17 protein-coding genes are annotated in these 16,253 nt (G+C 52.3%); 7 read left to right on the top strand and 10 right to left on the bottom strand.

Annotated features, from left to right (window positions below):
- Positions 1-425: 425 nt before the first annotated feature.
- Together exbB and exbD are read left to right on the top strand one after the other, a co-directional pair.
- The gene (gene exbB, locus CLR69_RS14030) at positions 426-1,430 is read left to right on the top strand and encodes a tol-pal system-associated acyl-CoA thioesterase (protein WP_129713499.1); all 1,005 of its coding nucleotides are present in this window, start codon (positions 426-428) and stop codon (positions 1,428-1,430) included.
- A 3-nt stretch (positions 1,431-1,433) separates the two neighbouring features.
- On the top strand, positions 1,434-1,859 hold the full coding sequence (exbD, locus tag CLR69_RS14025; RefSeq protein ID WP_039304187.1) for a TonB system transport protein ExbD: 426 nt from the start codon (positions 1,434-1,436) through the stop codon (positions 1,857-1,859).
- 110 nt (positions 1,860-1,969) lie between these two features.
- On the opposite strand, the gene CLR69_RS14020 is transcribed toward exbD, so the two are convergent.
- From CLR69_RS14020 to CLR69_RS14000, 5 genes are all read right to left on the bottom strand, one after another.
- A complete protein-coding gene (locus CLR69_RS14020; protein WP_129713498.1) occupies positions 1,970-2,989 on the bottom strand; it encodes a LacI family DNA-binding transcriptional regulator in 1,020 nt (339 codons plus the stop codon).
- 30 nt (positions 2,990-3,019) lie between these two features.
- Complete coding sequence (locus tag CLR69_RS14015) at positions 3,020-4,429, bottom strand: glycoside hydrolase family 32 protein (protein ID WP_129713497.1); 1,410 nt, start codon at positions 4,427-4,429, stop codon at positions 3,020-3,022.
- Positions 4,429-5,799 carry a sucrose-specific PTS transporter subunit IIBC gene (locus tag CLR69_RS14010; protein WP_129702590.1) on the bottom strand — a complete coding sequence of 457 codons (1,371 nt, stop codon included), beginning with the start codon at positions 5,797-5,799 and terminating at the stop codon, positions 4,429-4,431. Before CLR69_RS14010 ends, CLR69_RS14015 begins: the two co-directional genes overlap by 1 nt.
- A gap of 70 nt (positions 5,800-5,869) precedes the next feature.
- Positions 5,870-7,405, bottom strand: a complete 1,536-nt coding sequence (locus CLR69_RS14005; protein ID WP_129713496.1) for a carbohydrate porin — start codon at positions 7,403-7,405, stop codon at positions 5,870-5,872.
- A 187-nt stretch (positions 7,406-7,592) separates the two neighbouring features.
- On the bottom strand, positions 7,593-8,528 hold the full coding sequence (locus CLR69_RS14000; protein ID WP_129713495.1) for an aminoimidazole riboside kinase: 936 nt from the start codon (positions 8,526-8,528) through the stop codon (positions 7,593-7,595).
- Positions 8,529-8,998: 470 nt separating this feature from the next.
- On the opposite strand from CLR69_RS14000, the gene CLR69_RS13995 reads away from it, so the two are divergent.
- Entirely contained in the window at positions 8,999-9,550 is a 552-nt protein-coding gene (locus CLR69_RS13995; protein ID WP_129713566.1) for a bactofilin family protein, read from the top strand.
- A 77-nt stretch (positions 9,551-9,627) separates the two neighbouring features.
- Here CLR69_RS13995 and CLR69_RS13990 read toward each other — a convergent pair whose 3' ends face one another.
- Together CLR69_RS13990 and CLR69_RS13985 are read right to left on the bottom strand one after the other, a co-directional pair.
- On the bottom strand, positions 9,628-9,999 hold the full coding sequence (locus tag CLR69_RS13990; protein WP_129713494.1) for a helix-turn-helix domain-containing protein: 372 nt from the start codon (positions 9,997-9,999) through the stop codon (positions 9,628-9,630).
- 73 nt (positions 10,000-10,072) lie between these two features.
- Positions 10,073-10,333: a type II toxin-antitoxin system RelE family toxin gene (locus CLR69_RS13985; protein WP_129713493.1), complete on the bottom strand. Its 261-nt coding sequence runs from the start codon at positions 10,331-10,333 to the stop codon at positions 10,073-10,075.
- A gap of 299 nt (positions 10,334-10,632) precedes the next feature.
- Between CLR69_RS13985 and CLR69_RS13980 the strand changes: the two genes are divergently transcribed.
- On the top strand, positions 10,633-11,091 hold the full coding sequence (locus CLR69_RS13980; protein ID WP_129702593.1) for a hypothetical protein: 459 nt from the start codon (positions 10,633-10,635) through the stop codon (positions 11,089-11,091).
- On the opposite strand, the gene CLR69_RS23435 is transcribed toward CLR69_RS13980, so the two are convergent.
- On the bottom strand, positions 11,088-11,375 hold the full coding sequence (locus CLR69_RS23435) for a hypothetical protein (protein ID WP_165346017.1): 288 nt from the start codon (positions 11,373-11,375) through the stop codon (positions 11,088-11,090). The two genes, CLR69_RS13980 and CLR69_RS23435, sit on opposite strands and share 4 nt — an antisense overlap.
- A gap of 301 nt (positions 11,376-11,676) precedes the next feature.
- Between CLR69_RS23435 and CLR69_RS13970 the strand changes: the two genes are divergently transcribed.
- Genes CLR69_RS13970 through CLR69_RS13960 form a run of 3 tightly spaced genes read left to right on the top strand, consistent with a single transcriptional unit; the run spans position 11,677 to position 13,309 of the window.
- Entirely contained in the window at positions 11,677-12,132 is a 456-nt protein-coding gene (locus CLR69_RS13970) for a winged helix-turn-helix transcriptional regulator (protein ID WP_129713492.1), read from the top strand.
- Complete coding sequence (locus CLR69_RS13965) at positions 12,132-12,626, top strand: YhbP family protein (RefSeq protein ID WP_129713491.1); 495 nt, start codon at positions 12,132-12,134, stop codon at positions 12,624-12,626. The genes CLR69_RS13970 and CLR69_RS13965 overlap by 1 nt, the downstream gene beginning before the upstream one ends.
- Before the next feature lie 29 nt (positions 12,627-12,655).
- Positions 12,656-13,309, top strand: coding sequence for a Rossmann-fold NAD(P)-binding domain-containing protein (locus CLR69_RS13960; protein ID WP_129702596.1), 654 nt, complete (start codon positions 12,656-12,658; stop codon positions 13,307-13,309).
- An 11-nt stretch (positions 13,310-13,320) separates the two neighbouring features.
- Here CLR69_RS13960 and nrdG read toward each other — a convergent pair whose 3' ends face one another.
- Positions 13,321-13,785, bottom strand: coding sequence for an anaerobic ribonucleoside-triphosphate reductase-activating protein (gene nrdG, locus CLR69_RS13955; protein WP_129702597.1), 465 nt, complete (start codon positions 13,783-13,785; stop codon positions 13,321-13,323).
- Between the two features lie 81 nt (positions 13,786-13,866).
- Positions 13,867-16,005 (bottom strand): anaerobic ribonucleoside-triphosphate reductase, encoded by a 2,139-nt coding sequence (nrdD, locus tag CLR69_RS13950; protein WP_129702598.1) that lies wholly within the window; start codon positions 16,003-16,005, stop codon positions 13,867-13,869.
- Between the last annotated feature and the right edge of the window lie 248 nt (positions 16,006-16,253).

The following is a 16,253-nucleotide window of genomic DNA, read 5'->3' as shown; positions in this document are numbered from 1 at the left end:
CCTATCTGCTTCACGGTGATATGCGTAACGTGGTGTTTTTATTTATCTTATTGTGTGCGTATGTATCTATTTATTTCAGCAAACTTATCGCCAGCCATCATGAAATGGTCTGATAACTTAATGTTGATCACAAAAAGTTGATCATAAAAACCTTGGGCAGTACGTTGTTTTTAGGACGATCCCTTTCCCGATATATTCCTGAATGCTCTTCTTCTGAGTGTTTTTATGCTTTTCCTGCCAATGTGCTGACAATACCCCTAAAAACCCTGTCAGAACGCAAGAAAAAGTGCGTTATCTGGTGTAAATAATAATGAGAACGACTATCAATTCGTTCAGGGTTTGGTATCATTTCAGGCTGCGTTATTGCTGCATTATACCTGCGGGTATGTGCGGGTATTGTACAGAACGAATGGTGGAGGCACAGCGTGAAGACGGCTGTCAGTAATACAACTCAACAGGTGTTATCAACCTGGCAAAAAAAACGTGGCGCGTTCAGCGCATTTTCCCGTAGCGTGCTGGTTATCCTGCTGTGTACAGCGGGACTAAGTGGAAATGCGTTTGCGGCTCCGGCAACCACGCCGTTATCGACCGAGAATACAGCGCCAGCCGCACAGCCTGCTGTTGCATCTCCTTCTACCCCCGTGACGACAGATGCACCAGCATCGGCGCTCACGCTTCCGGCCAGTGCTGCGCCGGGTACGAATAATCTGATGAAAACCGACCTGTCCGTTTGGGGCATGTACCAGCACGCTGATGCTGTAGTGAAAACGGTGATGATCGGACTGCTGTTGGCCTCTGTGATTACCTGGGCGATCTTCTTCAGTAAAAGCGTCGAAATGTCTGGCGCGAAACGTCGTCTGCGTCGTGAGTATCTGGCGCTGCAACAGGCGAAAACGCTCGACGATGCGCTGGAAACGGCGGACGCCTTCAAAGCAGGCAGCGTAGCGCAACAATTGCTGGCAGATGCGCAGAACGAACTGGAGCTTTCTGCCCGTTCTGATGACAACAACGGAATTAAAGAGCGCACCGCGTTTCGTCTGGAACGTCGAGTGGCGGCTACCGGACGTCATATGGGGCGTGGTAACGGCTATTTGGCAACGGTCGGCGCGGTTGCACCGTTCGTGGGTCTGTTTGGTACGGTATGGGGCATCATGAATAGCTTCATCGGTATCGCACAGACACAAACAACTAACCTAGCGGTGGTTGCGCCGGGTATCGCGGAAGCCCTGCTGGCGACGGCGATTGGTCTGGTTGCCGCGATTCCTGCGGTTGTCATCTATAACGTCTTCGCACGCTCTATTGCTGGTTATAAAGCAACGGTTGGTGATGTGGCTGCTCAAGTGCTGCTGCTGCAAAGTCGCGATCTCGACGTGGCTGCCAGCAATGATAACCGGGCGTCTTCAGCCGCGCATAAACTGCGGGTGGGTTAAGTCATGGCGATGCATTTGAAGGAGGACGTGAGTGATGACGGTGAAATGCATGACATTAACGTCACGCCGTTCATTGACGTCATGCTGGTTCTGCTGATTATCTTCATGGTAGCGGCACCGTTGGCGACGGTGGACATTCGTGTCGATCTGCCAGCTTCATCGGCAGTACCGCAGCCGCGGCCGGAAAAACCGCTTTACCTGACGGTAAAAGCGGATAAGCAAATGTTCTTGGGGGAAGAGGTGGTTAACGAGCAGTCTCTGGCTCAGGTACTGGATGCGAAAACCAGTGCTAACAAAGAAACGACCATCTTCTTTCAGGCAGATAAAAGCGTCGATTATGAAACCATCATGAGCGTGATGGATTCGCTGCGTAAAGCGGGCTACCTCAAGGTCGGTCTGGTTGGGGCGGAAACCGCTGCCGCTAAATAACGTTTTATCGATTCAAAGGGAATGTGGTGTGAGGCTCTTAGGAGCGACGCTAACCACGTTCCCTTTTTACGTTCTACCGGTTGGCGAAGTGTGTTGGGCTATGTTGCGAGTCATGCCCGGGAGTCAGGATGACGCCAGTGAATACGCGTCGGGATATAGCGTCGATCGTCTTCAAGCGGCTGTTGTGCAATCAAACTCGTAATCATTTCAAAGCTGTTGCGCGCCAGATTTTCACAATCCTGCGCCACGGTATCGATCTTCAGCGGTAAACAATCAAACAGATAGTGATCGTCAAAGCAGCACAGACGGATGCCGCTTTCCATCAGGTTATGCTGGTTCATATAACGCAGCACGCCTTCCATCAGGCCACAGGCGGCAACAAACAGCGCTTTGGGCGGACGGCCTAGTGTTGCACACAGTTGGGCAAACATTTCATAACCCGCGCTGGGATGATAGCTACCGTGAATAATCCACTCCGGCTTGCCGTCGATGCCAGCCCTTGCCAGCCCAAGCTGGAAGCCTTCCAGACGATGGCGAGTCGGGGAAATTCGCGGCTGGCCGCCAAGGAAGTAGAACTCATCACGATGCTGACGGGCGATACGTTCGACCATTTCTGCTGTGGATTCTACCGCTTCGGAAATGACCATCGGCAGCGTGGAATCACCAATAACCCGGTCAAATTGTACGACGGGCAGTTGTTGGTTAATTTTCTGATACTCGGTATCGCTCAGCAGGCTGGAGGCGACAATCAGGCCATCGACCTGGCGCTGCACCAGACTGTTGACTGCCATCATTTCCTGACTGGCATTCTCGTCGGTACAGGCAATCAGCAGTTGTAGCCCGGCTTCACGGCACAGCATCTCCAGCTCGCGGGAAATCACGGCGAAGCCGTAGTTGGTCATTTCCGGCACGACCAGCCCTAACGTATTGCTGCGTGAGGAACGTAGAGAACGCGCGTGAATGCTGGGCTGATAACGTTGCTCGTGCGCGACGGCTAAAATGCGATCGCGCGTTTCATCAGAAACGCGGAACTCTTTGCTGCGGCCATTAAGCACCAGACTGGCGGTGGATTTTGATACACCGGCCAGCGCGGCGATGTCACTGATTGTTATGCGTTTAGTCGGTTTCACCGCGTGGTCTGCTATCAGAAAAAAGGAAAGTTATTCTATCACGCATGGCGCTAACAGCCAGTGTTGTAGCGTTAATCGTCCAGAGCCACTGAACGTCATGGTCGCCTCGCTTTCCGGGAAAATACGTGCAGACATCACGGCCTCGCCGTCGTTGATAAAAATTTCAACGCTGGAGCGATCGCACAATATCTGTAATTGACTCAGGTCGCCGCGCCAGTAGCGGTGTTCGGGCTCGCCAGTGCGACGGCTGTGTCGGCTCATCGTTACGCGTTCGCCGTCCCAACAGAGAACAAGCTGAGAGGCAAGGTTGAGTTGGAATTCCCCCTGAACGGTGATGAGTATTTCTGCACTACTTATGGGTAGCGGCGAGGCGTATTCTGCTGCACCCTGCCAGGTGTAATGCTGCCTACGCAGCTGTTGTAATTCGCGCGCAGGACGTTGATAAACACGATCGCCATGCAGCGTGAGTTCACGCGGACAGGTCATGATATGGATCCAGCCGTACTCGATGGTCGGTTCAAAAAACTCATTGTCGTCAGGAATCGACATCCAACCAAAAAGCAGGCGTCGCCCATCTTCACTCAGCGTAGTTTGTGGGGCGTAAAACTCGAAGCCGAGATCCAGCTCGTGAAAGCCCTGATGCGGGTAAGCACCGCTTTGGTAATCGAGTGAGCCAATGAAATAGCCCGCCTGAAAGGTATTCAAGTAGCGCTCGTCTTCGGCGGGAACGCCCTGCGGGCAGCAAATCAGTACGTCCTTGCCATCCAGAGGAAACAGGTCTGGACACTCCCACATATAGCCAAAATCACCGAGTCCGCCCAAACGAGAACCCGCGATCTCGGCGATCTTTTCCCACGCCAGCAGATCGGTAGAACGATAGAGCAGTACCTTTCCCTGAAGATCAAGATCCTGCGCGCCGAGCACCATGTACCAGTGGTCATCATGACGCCACACTTTGGGATCGCGAACATGTCCGGTGTAGCCGTCAGGAAGCGTCAGAACCGCGCCCAGCTTATCGTATTCTCCGTTAGGATTTTCGCGGGCGAGGCACTGAAACGCGGTGCGTGAACCGTCATCGTATTTGACGTTACCGGTATAAATTAGCGTGATCGCACCTTGGTCCACGACGGCAGAACCGGAGTAGCAGCCGTGGCTTTCATAGCTTTCGCTCGGCACCAGCGCGACGGGTTCATGCTTCCAGTTCACCAGATCGGTGGAACTCCAGTGCCCCCAGAATTTTGCTCCGTGGGCACAGGCTAAAGGATTCCACTGATAAAACAGATGGTAACGCCCGTTGTGATGAATAAATCCGTTCGGATCGTTAAGCAGACCCACACACGGCGACAGATGCCATTCCGGGCGATACGGGTCTGCCTGTTTCCGTGAGTGACCTGACATCAGGGCGTGTGCCATGCGCTTTACTAAGTGGACTTCCTTCATTATTCGCTATCCGTTTTGTATTTCAGCAGTAAGGAAATGACAAAGGCGGCACCGAATGCAATCAACATCCCAATCAGGTAGTTAAGCATCGAGCCACCCTGCACAATGGCCAGACCCGGAAAACCGGTCAGCCCGACGGCAGTCATATTGACGTGATTGAAGACGACCCATGCGCCACCGAGCGCACCGCCTGCCAGCGCCGCCAGAAATGGCTTAATGAAGCGCAGGTTGATACCAAAGATCGCCGCTTCGGTGATACCCAGCAGACAAGAGAGTCCCGCTGGAACGGCAATCGCTCTGGTTTTGGCATCACGCGTTTTGAAATAGACCGCCAGACACGCACCGCCCTGCGCCACGTTTGCCATCGCCCAAATCGGCAGCAGGAAGTTGACGCCGATATTCGGGTTACCAAGCAGCCCAGCTTCAATCGCATGGAAGCTATGGTGAACACCGGTGATCACAATGACGGAATAGAGACCGCCGAACAGCAAACCGGCTAACCAACCCGCATGAGTAATCAAGGTGCTGAGGACGAGAGAAATGCCATCACCCAATGCGCGCCCAGCCGGACCGATGAGCAGCATCGCGACGAACCCTGAGATGATGACGGTCAGGAAAGGTGTGACGATGATGTCGAGTGCATCTGGTACGACTTTGCGCAGGCGCTTTTCTACGATACTCATGAACCAGACGGCCAGCAAGACTGGGAATACGGTGCCCTGATAGCCGATCATGGCGATGTCCATGCCGAAGAAATGCATGGTTTGGAAGCCGCCCGCGACGCCCCAGGCATTGGTCAGCGCCGGATGCGTCAAAATGCCACCCAGCGTTGCACCCAGATAGGGATTACCGCCGAATTCCCGTGCGGCAGTAAAACCGATCAGCACAGGCAGGATAATAAAGGCCGCGGAACTGAACATATCCAGCATCACGAAGATTGCACTGCTGGAGTCGACCCAACCGTAAGTCTTGATCATGCCGAGCAGCCCCATCAACAGGCCAGAAGCGATAATCGCTGGCATGATAGGGACGAAAATGTTCGAGAGCAGGCGCGCCAGACGTTGTAGCGGGTTCAGCTTTTTCGCCGCGATAGAGGCCGCTTCGGATTTGCTTGATTCACTGATGCCCGCCGCTTTGATGAACTCGGCATACACTTTGTTAACCAGCCCTGTGCCGAAAATAATCTGCATTTGTCCGGCGTTCTGGAAGCACCCTTTCACACCGTCAACGTTCTCAATGGCTTTCTTGTCAGCCAGGTTGTCGTCATTCAGCACCAGGCGCAGGCGAGTCGCACAGTGGGCAGCGCTGGCGATGTTTTCTTTCCCTCCGAGAAGGGGGATGAGCGCGGCGGCAGTAGCGTTGATATCCATGTTATTCCTCTATATATGCTGTGTCTTCAGCGTCGATTAACGCGTAATCGACGCCGAGGCTAGCCAATGATTAGAACCAGGTTTCCATCTGGATACCGAAGTTCCATTCGCCGCCTGCTTTAAAGCCGGTGGAGCCAAACGTATCTTCACTGGAGTAGTTATCCAGTCGTTTATCCCAGTCCATGTAGCTGGCAAACACACGTAATTCAGGACGGCTAAAGAAATTGCCAATATCACCGACCTTGAACGTAGGCGCGAAGGTCAGTTTATAGAAGCCGCCGCTAACCTGATTCAGGCTCCGATAACCGCGTGGCTCGAGGTCCATGTATTGATAGCTGCCTTCATAGGCCAGTGCAAAGTTTTCGGTGATTTCCTGAATCAGGCGCGCATTAAAGGTCACCCATTCGTAGCTGTCGCCGCTGACGTAACGGTCTTTGCTGGTTTGCGCCAGAATAGACGGTGCGAAGCTCCAGGTCTTATTCAGTGCTGTCGTGCCGTAGGTGGCAAAGCGCCAGGTATTGGCGTCGTTAGTGAGATTACCGTCGGAACCGATATTCTTCACTTCGCCGCCGAGCCCGTGGCCGTAGAGGATCGCGGCTTTTGAGGTCCCGTCGCGTAAGCCATAGAAGCTGTCGCCGTAGTAAGCCACCATCGCGTGATAGCCTTTATCGCCTGCATTGGTATTGGTGACGATGGTGCTATCGCGGCTTGTGCCGGTGTTCTCTTTTACATCGTTGTTCTTCGCCGTTAATCCGCTCAGCATGAACTGGAATGGCCCAACGTAGTTGTTGGCGGTAAAGACGTAGTTTTTGATGTCATTATCTAGCGAGGTGATTTCACCGAGGCTGCGGCCATACAGCGAGAAGTTACTCTTGGCGCTATCTGCCCATTTCACGTCATAGATCCCGCCGCCGGTGCCGGCGAGGAATACCACGTCACTGTCGAGCCAGTGAATATCGAAGTTATCGCGATCGAAGCGTTTGCCTGCCCACAGCGTAGTGTCCTTAAAGGCACCAGTGAACGTTGGCAGTGAACCTAACTCGACGAAGGCTTCGCGGATGTTTAGATCGCTGGTGGTCGCCGTCCAGTCGTTATAGCTGCGCTGACCGTCCGCCATCATCACCTTGAAGCGGGTGGTTGCGCCGTTATCCAGCTTCTGTTTGTGTTCCAGTTTGATCTCGACGTAGGTGTCGTCTTCATTACCTAGGCGGCCAATATGTCCACCCGTCTGGCCGGCAGGGGACATGCCCGGCCCGATATCGGTTTTGGAACTGGTAGCGGAATCATTGATCGACAGGCCGGAACGCGCGTAGCCGTGGAATTCAAATCCATCTGCGAAGGATTTCTGCTTGGCCAGTGCTGTCGTACGCTGCTCCACCTGCTGGGTCTTTTGTTCGGTTTGGGTGGTGCGAGTTGCGAGCTGCTGGGTTTGCTTTTCAGCGGCATTAGCTCTGGCCTCGGCGGCTTGAGCACGGGCTTCAGCCTGTTGCAAACGCTGTTCTAGTGCATTCAGGCGGTCTTCAATACTGTCGGTGTTGGCAGCGGAAACGTAAAACGGGGAGGAAAGTAATAATCCTATCGTCACAGCAAGGTGGCTTGGTTTCATTTTTTCGTTCTCGTCGTGAAGGAGATTTATTGTTTTTGGATTTTTCATGTTTAGCTAAAATGCTAAACCGGTTTTTCATGAGGAAAATAAAAGCCAGCAGAAGGGTTAGCAAGAAATTTCACTCGCCCGATTCTGTAACTGTGATCCTGACTACAAAACCGGGCGGTAACTGCATGAAACGAAGGGGCTAGGGTTTGGCTGCGGGGAGGGTGTGCAATTGCTGCGCGTAGGGGAGTGCCGTCATCGCGCCTTTTGCCGTGGTCGCCAGTGCGCCGCACTGCTGCGCCTGCTCGATAATCGGGTCCCAGCTTAGTGGCTGTGACAGATCGTCATATTCCGCCAGGCCGTGTAGCAAACCGGCAACGAAGGCGTCCCCTGCACCGGTGGTATCGACAGGCGTCACCGACGGCGCACTAAAGTGTCGTAGCTGATGGCGATCGTGCAGCCAGACGCCTTCGCTGCCCAGCGTCACCAGCAATAGCCGAGTGGGGTAGCGCTGCATGAACTGTTGGATCCCTTCTTCAACGTCCAGTGTTGGGCAAAGAAAGGTCAGTTCTTCGCGCGATAGTTTCACCACATCGGCCAGCATCAGCGCTTGTGTCAGGCAGTCGCGCAGTTCCTGCTCGCTTTGCCAGAGGTCGTCACGGATATTGGGGTCGAAGCAAACTCGCCCCAGTGCGGCTTTAATCTGCCGCATTGCCTCAAAGGCAGTACTGCGCGACGGTTCCTGTGACAGCGCGATGGAGCAGAGGTGCAGCCACTCTCTCCGGTTGAATGTTGGCAGGTCGTCAGGCTGTAAAAACAGGTCAGCGCTTGGGCGCACCATAAACGTGAAGGTGCGCTCTCCTGTTTCATCAAGGCTCACGACGACGGTTGACGTGCGATGGTGCCTGTCGTGCGCCATGTAATGGGTATCGACATTTTCCCGTTCCAGCACCGTTTTTAGAAAATGGCCAAAAACATCGTCACCGACGCGACCGACAAAGGCGCTGTCTCCTCCCAGTCTGGCAATGCCAACCGCGACATTGGCTGGCGCACCGCCGGGGCATTTCAGATAGCGTTCTGTATCTTCCGGGATGAGGTCGACAACCGCGTCGCCCATGACCCAAATTCTGTTTGCCATAAAGTTACTCTTATCAACGATAGTCAGACTGTTTGCTAAAATAGAAGAATCGGTTTTGCTAAGCAACACTCTTCACCGCAGAGATGAACCCACATCAAGAAAACGCACATTTCCACGCTGTGTTGGCGAAAATTTATGCGATAGTCATCACGTGCTACGGTCATCAGACTAAATAAAAGGACTTACCATCCGATAGTTATGAGGCATGACCAGAATTAATCTGGCATCAAGCTGCAAAAAAGGACGAATGGAGAAGGATATGCGTTACCCCACCTCTTGCTGGGTTTATCCCGGTGCGTAATTACAACCTGCTTTGGGGAATATGGGCGATATGGGCTTTGTTGGTTGTCGTCTGGCTTGTTGATATTTATAGCGAATTTCCCCTTCGATATTACGGTCAGGGAGTGGCTGCCATGCTGGCTGCAAGTGCCGTGATTGCATTTTTCTATACTGTTAAAAGGAATAACATGATGTTTTCATTTGATAAAAATAAAAAAGACGTAAAAGAGCCGCAAGAGCGCAGTGAAATAAACACCTCTCCCGCCATCAGCCCATCGAACGAGTTGATTAATTCAGTGACCCCTGTTCGTGTAAAAAAGGACACTTTCATTTCTCAGGGGGCGCGTATGACGGGGTCTCTGTCGGTTGATGGCAACATCACCGTGGAAGGTCAGGTAGAAGGTGATGTGCAGTGTGATAACACGATTAAAGTGGAACACACTGGTCAGGTAAACGGCGAAATGAAATCGCAGCAGATTGTCATCAATGGTCGTGTTGAAGGACGCGTAGTCGCCAGCGTCGTGGCGATTCTGGCGCAAGGAAAAGTGTTCGGTGATATTTTCACTGATGAACTCTCCATCGAAAAAGGTGGCATCTTCACTGGCCAATCCCATCCGTTGACCCCACCGACGCAGAGCCAGGAAAAACTGACCTACGTGGAAAAGAAAAAAGAGAAGGCCAGTAAAGCCACCACAGAGCAAGAGAACGTCGTCGCATTGGCGAGTAATGCGCCGACGGTGTAAGACTCGTTCTTAATCATCTGAATGACAATTTATTGTTCCCCGCGCTAGCGGGGATAAAAAACTGAGGATTGAGGTGACTAAAGGATTAGCTGTTCTGGTTCGCAGTTGTACAGCTTAGCCAGCTTTTCTCGTGTGCGTTTTTGTGGCCTTGAGTCTGGAGATTCAAGCTGAGAGACGGCTGCTTGCGTCATGCCAAGCGCGCTTGCAACCTCTTGCTGAGAGAAACCTCTGAAAATTCGCCATGCTGCCTGTAAGCTGATTTCTTGATCAATGTGAATGCTAACCACTTCATGAGGGATAGAGACGTCGTCATCTTTGCTCTGAGCGTAGGGAATACTCTCATAAAGGGCTGGATCGTCAGCGTTTTCAATAAGTTTCTGATATAACTCATACGGAACAACAGCATATTCAGGTTTACCGCTTTTATCCCGAATCACTTGTATGCTCATAGTGTATTGCTCCAACATTTTCTTTCGATAGGTGAAAATCAGTTGTGGTGTAAAGAAGGATGCGCTTTCCTTCTCAGTATGTCGTCGTTGTCCTTCGCTTGACTTCAAGTATCTCGCACACTTGTGGTACCTCGTTGATTAGCTCAAAGATAATGCGGTAATCTCCAACCCGTAGCCGATATTGCTTACCAGACGATTCGAGTTTTTTCAGATCCAGATTCACATCTGGAAATGTACTCAGCTCGCCCACTTTTTCTTTGATTCGTTTTCGATACCTGGTGTCAATGGTGCCGAGTTGTTTTAATGCCCGTTTTGACCAACTAACCTTAATCATGAATCCCTCAAGCGACAGTCTTCCTTGATATAAGTTAATTATAAGACAATTTAAATATTATTCTCTTTTTTCTTATTTTTTGTTTATGGCTCTGCTGCGTCTTCAGAGATAAACCTCCAGAGCTGAGCACCTGGCCGTCTTTGCCTGCGAGTTCCCCGCACAGGATCAAATCCCCCTTCTGGCTGGCGGGATGCTAGATTGCGTGTCAGTATTAAAGAACGCCATTTTTGCACTCACCGTAATGGTGTCGTGCTATGCCAATAATTTTTGTCTTCCATACGTTACCGTAAGGAGGTGATATGAAAGTTGAAGCCGCAGAGACGTCCGTCTTTGCCAGCCAGCAGGTGATGGCTAAGCGTTCTACAGAGCATGCCGAGAAAACGGCGCTGTCTGAACAGCTTCAGTCTTATCAGGCGGGCAGCGGGGCTGTGCCTGTTGGTCAGACGACGCGGTATGATTTCACCCGTATTAGCCCTGCTGAATTATATGAAACGGTCGGTAGTCTGGTGAGCAGCGGACAACTGGGGCGGGAAGAAGGCTCTGCGTTGCTGGGTTTCATTTCGTCGCCGCGAGCTGAAGGTGGGAGCATTCCGCCTTCCAACGTATTCCAGCCGATTAATGTTTTCGACACTATTCAGCAGGGTGTTGCGGGTGCATCATCCCGTAGCGAAGTGCAGAATACCGAAAGTCTGCAACGTGCAGCAGAAGCGCTAAACCGCTTTCAGGGGCAGGTATCTAGTATTAGCGTTTACGTCTAGCGTATTGGTACGCTATGGCCTGATGACGTCATCCTTCCTCTTTCTCCTGTCCCCGCATTTTGCGGGGACAGTTGTTCCATATCTCGCTTATCCACATCGGTCAGCCATATCCGTTCGGTCATGGTTTCTTCGTTATTAAGAATGGCTGCCAGCCTGCCATATCGGCGATGAAACCGGACAGTACGCGAGCCAATAAAATCCCAATCGTCACGCTGCCAACGGCGGCGATACGGATATGAAAATCTATCGATAATGCCTTCAGCCATGCTGTGCGTAATAAACATTGGCGATGCTGAGAGTGCTGGCACAGTCCAACAGCAAAACACTAACGCACGCGGTAATGCTCTGTGCTGGTGGTGCAGTGCTGTACAGCGTGCTGTAAAGATTATATTCAGTGACGGATGACGTGGTATGAATAGGACTATTTTTCATAGTATTGGCTTTCATTACTCAGTTTGGTTTCAAAGTAAAATCAGTTAAGGTGTGGACAATCTGGTTTTACTCTGCAACCAAAAATACACGGTCAGTTTTTCAGCTTGTGGATAAGGCAGGTAGGATGAACAGGAAAAAGGGGAGGGAATATTCATGGTGAAGCGCAAAAGTCTGAAAGAGGATGTGTGTCCCGTCGCCCGTGCATTGGATGTGGTTGGCGATCGCTGGACATTAATGATTATCCGCGATGCATTCGACAATCGCCGTCGTTTCAGCGATTTTCAGCGCAGTTTGGGTGTTGCCAAAAATATTCTTACCGACCGTTTGCGCACTCTGGTTGACGAGGGCATTTTTTCCATTCGGCCCGTTTCCGAAAGCTCGGCCTATCAGGAATATGTTCTGACGCCAAAAGGTGAGCAGCTATTCCCACTCGTTGTGGCGCTACGCCAGTGGGGCGAGCAGCAGCTGTTCGCGGAAGGGGAACCTCACTCCCTGCTATTGGATAAGCACACCAGCAAGCCTCTGCAAGCCATGCTGCCACATTCTGCGCAGGGCCAACGCTTGGTCGGGCAAGATACGTTCGTTCAGAAAGTAGATGAGGTGCAGTGATGCAGAAAGAATTGAGAGAAACAGGCAGCGATCTTGAGGCAATCTCCCGCTATCTAAAGAAGTTGCACGTACTGACATTATGCGTAGGTGAAAATTCGGAATTATGGTGTGCGAGTTGCTTCTATACTTATGACGATCAACAAATAGCCTTCTATCTAATGACGGAGTTGCAGACGCGGCACGGTGAAATCATGGCAAGGTTGCCACAGGTAGCCGGTACGGTCAGCGGCCAACCGAAGAGCGTGATGTTGATTAAAGGCGTGCAGTTTCGGGCGCAGGCGGTGCAGTTAGAGGGGGATGCGGCGCAAGAGGCCAGAACGCGTTACAACACGCGTTTTCCTATCGCGCGGGCATCGCAAGCACCGATCTGGCGGCTCGATCTGACAGAAGTCAAAATGACGGACAACGCGCTGGGCTTTGGTAAGAAACGCTACTGGCAGCGCGAAGAACAGACGGGCCAGAAAGAACAACATAAGCATGAAAAGATGGGATAGTAAAAGGCGCAGAGCAAGGGGGGAAGCCGATGAGCCGGGTACTGTTACTAGGTGCAACAGGGTTAGTGGGACACGAATTGTTAGAACTGCTGAAAGCCAATAATCGGGTAGAGACGATCTATGCGCCGACCCGTAAACCGTTGGCGCATTCGGACAAAGTGGTCAATCCACACGATCCCGATCTGTCTGCTGCGCTTGCGCAATTGACCGATCCTGTTGATATTGCATTTTGTTGTCTGGGTTCGACGCTTAAGACGGCAGGCAGCAAGCAGGCTTTCCGCTATGTGGATTACACGCTGGTCGTGGAAGGATCAAAAGTGGCGTTAGCGCTGGGCGCGACGCATCTTCTGGTCGTCAGTTCACTGAGCGCGAATGCCACATCGCCTTTCTTCTACTCGCGAGTGAAGGGAGAAACGGAAAAATCGCTGCGTCAGCAAGGCTGGCAGCATCTGACATTGGCACAGCCGTCGATGCTGCTGGGGGAACGAGAAGACAGTCGCACATTGGAGAGCTTGGCCGCGCCGTTGTTCCGCCTGTTCCCTGCGAAGTGGCGGGCGATTGAGGGGAAAACCGTGGCGCAGGCGTTGTTGAATCAGGCGTTCTCGCCGGAGCCAAAAGCGCGGGTTACGGTACTGGAATCCGATCAATTACGTTCGCTAGGGAAGTGGCAACCGCTTCAGTAGCCTCTTATCGATCAACGCAGGCGGTGGACAACCTGATTGCTGCTGCCGCGCCAAATCAGTGCAGGATCTTTCAGATCTTGCACAAATTTTCCATCGACTAACACGTTGATGAGATCGACCACCCGCTGTTGTTCCGGCGTCAGTTCCGCCAACACGTAACCTGTCCAGACCCAAATATCTTTGCCGGGGCATTCCGCACGTATGCGTTCGACCAGCCGCAGGATGTCAGGCACATTCTGTGGGTGAAGCGGATCGCCACCAGATAGCGAAATTCCCTGTCGAGGGATGAGCGTATCCTGAAGATCGGTGATGATCCGATCTTCTTGTTGCTGTGTAAACGGTTGACCGGAGTTCAGTCGCCAGGTGCTTTTGTTGTAGCACCCGACACACTCATGCACGCAGCCTGCGACAAACAGCGTGCAGCGGGTGCCGGGGCCGTTGACGACATCGACCGGATAATACTGATGGTAATTCATACGGTAGAGCCCATGTTGTGAAGCGGGCGTGTGCTAACGGTGCCGCGAAAGGTGGGCCGCTTTGCTGCGGCCCAGAAGGGATCACCCCAGTTGACCGTTACCCAGATGCTTAATCCGGCGTTTAACCTCTTCTTGCTTACCCGCATTGAACGGACGTGCATCCGGGCTACCTAGGTAGCCGCACACGCGGCGCGTGACGGAAACGCGTGCCGAATCGTGGTTACCACATTTCGGGCAGGTGAAGCCTTTACTGGTGCACTCGAATTCACCAGTAAAACCACACTCATAGCATTCGTCGATTGGCGTGTTGGTGCCGTAGTAAGGCACACGGCTGTAGCTATAATCCCATACGTCTTCCAGCGCTTTGAGGTTGTGTTGCAGGTTCGGGTATTCGCCGTAGCAAATGAACCCACCGTTAGCCAGCGGCGGATAGGGCAGTTCGAAGTCGATTTTCTGGTAAGGGTTCACCTTCTTCTCCACATCAAGGTGGAAGCTGTTGGTGTAATAGCCTTTGTCCGTCACGCCCTGTACGACGCCAAATTCAGCGGTATCCAGACGGCAGAAACGGTCACACAGGTTTTCGCTCGGCGTGCTGTAAAGGCTGAACCCGTAACCCGTTTCGTCTTTCCACTGTTCGGTAGCGGCTTTCAGACGGGCAATGATAGCCACGGCTTTGGCACGTAGCGTTTCGTCATCAAACACGTGTGTTTGGCTACCGAAGAGAGCATTGATAGTTTCATGCAGGCCGATATAGCCCAGCGAAATTGAGGCGCGTCCGTTCTTGAAGATGTCCGCGATGCTGTCGTCCGCATTTAAGCGCACGCCACAGGCACCTTCCATATACAAGATTGGCGCGACGCGGGCTTTCACGTTTTCCAGCCGCGCGATACGGGTTATCAGCGCTTTCTTCGACAAGGTCAGGCGTTGATCGAGCAGCGTCCAGAAGCGGTCTTCATTGCCCTCGGCTTCCAGCGCAATACGCGGCAGGTTCAGACTGATGACGCCCAGATTATTGCGACCATCGTGAATCTGTTGGCCGTCTTCTTCATAAACACCGAGGAAGCTGCGGCAGCCCATAGGGGTTTTGAATGAACCGGTAACGTTGACGACCTGGTCGTAGTTCAGAATATCGGGATACATGCGTTTGCTGGCGCACTCCAGTGCAAGCTGCTTGATATCGTAATTCGCATCGCCTGCTTTATGGTTCAGACCGTCGCGGATAGCGAAGACCAGTTTCGGGAATACCGCCGTTTTATGGTTTTTACCCAGCCCGGCAATGCGGTTGCGCAGGATGGATTCCTGAATCAGACGGGATTCCCAACTGGTGCCAAGCCCGAAGCCAAAGGTGACGAACGGCGTCTGACCGTTGGCGGTGTGTAGCGTGTTGACTTCATATTCCAATGACTGAAAGGCGTCGTAGCACTCTTTTTCGGTGCGCGTCAGGGCATAGTTTTCCGCATCTGGAATCTGCCACTCCTCCGCCACGGCCTTATGCTTGGCGTGGCTGGCGGTGACAAATGGGGCTAGAATTTCATCAATACGGTTAATCGTGGTGCCGCCATAAATGTGGCTGGCGACCTGCGCGATAATCTGCGCGGTGACGGCGGTAGCGGTTGAGATCGACTTTGGTGGCTCAATTTCCGCATTGCCCATTTTGAAGCCGTTAGTCAGCATGCCGTTCAGGTCGATGAGCATGCAGTTGAACATTGGGAAAAAGGGTGAGTAATCGAGGTCGTGATAGTGAATCTCACCACGCTCGTGTGCCAGCACCACATCGCGAGGCAGGATGTACTGTTTGGCGTAATGTTTGGCGACAATACCAGCCAGCAGGTCACGCTGGGTGGGAATCACTTTACTGTCTTTGTTGGCGTTCTCGTTTAGCAACGCCATGTTACTCTGCTCGACCAGACCGCGAATTTCCTGATTCAGCCGACCGTGGCGTTCACGCGCGATGTCTCGGTCATGTCGGTACTCGATGTAGGTACGCGCCAGCTGCTTATAATTGCCGGACATCAGCAGATTTTCGACCGCGTCCTGAATATCGCGGATATCTACGCGCGATTTATCCTGCATTTGTTGAGCGACCGCACAGGCCACAGTTGCGCAGTAGTCTGCATCATTGACACCGGCTGCATGCGCCGCGCGTTCGACCGCCTCTTTGATACGAATCTCATCAAAAGGCACCTGGCAACCGTCCCGTTTAATCACTACTGGTTTCACGTTTTCTTCCTCTAGAAAGGTTATCCACAGGCAAAAGCCCTAACCGACAAGGGTTACAGAGGGCTGTGGATGATACTGTGGATAAACACTATATGTAGGTCGTGTTTATAGGATAGGCACTATATATTGAAATTGCGTAGGAGTGTTTGCGCTTTTATCGCTGCAAAATTGATGTAGAGCAAAGAAATTCTTACCTAGTAGATAAATCGAACTTGAACAAAATTCAATCAGATTGGGGGTGAGGTCCA

The organism is Pectobacterium zantedeschiae (assembly GCF_004137795.1).
Lineage (GTDB): Bacteria > Pseudomonadota > Gammaproteobacteria > Enterobacterales > Enterobacteriaceae > Pectobacterium > Pectobacterium zantedeschiae.
The sequence above is the reverse complement of the archived record's forward strand: the minus strand, read 5'-3'. Positions and strand labels throughout refer to the sequence as shown.